The 1,683-nt window shown below is 72.5% G+C and carries 2 protein-coding genes; one reads left to right on the forward strand and one right to left on the reverse strand.

The window, feature by feature from the left end; translation table 11 throughout:
* Positions 1-127: 127 nt before the first annotated feature.
* Positions 128-1,123, reverse strand: coding sequence for a LysR family transcriptional regulator (locus DQW06_RS10970; RefSeq protein WP_117198392.1), 996 nt, complete (start codon positions 1,121-1,123; stop codon positions 128-130).
* A gap of 70 nt (positions 1,124-1,193) precedes the next feature.
* Between DQW06_RS10970 and DQW06_RS10975 the strand changes: the two genes are divergently transcribed.
* A partial coding sequence (locus DQW06_RS10975) for an MFS transporter (protein WP_157983403.1) occupies positions 1,194-1,683 on the forward strand: 490 nt, incomplete at its 3' end.

Raw genomic sequence — 1,683 nt, forward strand, 5'->3', positions numbered from 1 at the left:
GTGGGAGGGTGGTGTGTGCGTCATGGGGTGATACTCGCGCGGCTCCTGTGCCGCGCACCAGTGGTTTTCGCGTGAGCGCGGGCCTGGGCGGGTCCACCGCCGGGTGGGGCGGTGGGCGGGTGTGCCCTCAGCCGGTCAGGTCGGGGATCAGGCGCGGGCCCACCCGCCGCACGTGGTCGCGGAACAGTGCCACCGCGGGGGGTTCGTAGCCGCCGCCCGACCCCTGCTGGGGCCAGACCACGCCGATGGGGCGGCGGGCGTCCACGCCCTCGATGCCCAGTTCCACCGTTCCGCTCAGCGGTCCCTTGGGGCGGGCCGGGAGCACGGACACCCCCAGTCCCGCCGCGACCAGTCCGCGTGCGGTGGCGATGTCGTCGGCCTCGAAGGCCACCCGGGGGGTGAATCCCGCCTGTTCCACGATGCGGTCGGTCAGGTGGCGTACGCCCCGTCCGGGTTTGAGCAGGATGAACTCCTCGTGTGCCGCGGCGGTCACCGTCACCCCGGGCGGTGCCGCGCCCGCTTCTTGGCCCGCCGTCCCGTCGTCCGGTGTCTGGTGTTCCTGTGCGAGCGGGTGTTGTTCGGGCACCACCAGGCGCAGTACCTGGGTGTGCAGTGTGGCCGCCGCCAGTCCCTGACCCGAGGGCAGCGGTGAGGTCAGTGCCAGGTCCGCGCCGCCGGCGGTGAGCCGGTGCAGGGACTCCGACCAGGGCTCCTGGGTGAGGGAGAAGCGCACCCCCGGGTGCCGGGCGCGAAAGTCCCGCAGGAGTGCCGGGACCACTTCCACGCCCAGTGTGGGCAGGAAGGTCAGCGCGACCCGGCCCTCCTCGGCTCCGGTCAGTTCGGCCAGGCCCTGGCGCAGGTCCGCCAGGGCTCGTTCCACGTGCGGCAGTAGCAGTCTTCCGGCGCGGGTCAGTCGTACTCCGCGTCCGGTGCGTTCGACCAGTGCCATGCCCAGTTCCTCCTGTGTTCGGGCCAGGGCCCGGCTCAGGGTCGGTTGGGGGGTGCCCAGCGCTTCGGCGGCCTGGGTGATGTGCTCGGTGGCGGCCACCGCGGCCACCATGCGCAGGCGGGGCGCCAGGATCTGGGCCAGGGCGTCGGTGTCGTCGTGTTCACTGCGTTCCATGCGTTCCAGTATGGGTCAACGCCAAAGCATGCATTGGACGTATGAAACCGGTCTTTCTAGCGTGGACGGTATGAGCCTGACCAGTGCCTCGCCGCCTGATTACGACACCCGTCCCCGTGCGGGGACCGGCGCCTACCGGCGCACGGTCATCGCGCTGGTGGCCGCCGCCGTGGCGACCTTCGCCCAGTTGTGGGCGGTCCAGCCGATCCTGCCCGCGATCGCGGAGGGTTTCGGCGCCTCGGCCTCCCAGGCCGCGCTCGCGGTCTCGCTGGCCACGGGCGGCCTGGCCGGGTTCACCCTGGTCTGGAGCGGGGCGGCGGACCGCTTCGGTCGTGCGCGTGTCATCGGTGTCTCCCTGCTGGCCGCGACGCTGCTGGGCTGTGTGATCCCCTTCGTCGCCGATCTGTGGCCGCTGCTGGTGCTGCGCGCGTTGCAGGGTGCGGCTCTGGGCGGGGTGCCGGCCGCGGCGGTGGCCTACCTGTCGGAGGAGATCCACCCGGCCGACGCCTCGCGTGCCACGGGCCTGTACATCGCGGGCAACCCGTTGGGCGGGATGGGCG

Source organism: Nocardiopsis sp. TNDT3 (assembly GCF_003427465.1).
Classification (GTDB): Bacteria; Actinomycetota; Actinomycetes; order Streptosporangiales; family Streptosporangiaceae; genus Nocardiopsis; species Nocardiopsis dassonvillei.

Excerpts from the sequence above, each read along its gene's own strand:
- DQW06_RS10970 (WP_117198392.1), bottom strand. The coding sequence starts at position 1,123 with ATGGAACGCAGTGAACACGACGACACCGACGCCCTGGCCCAGATCCTG.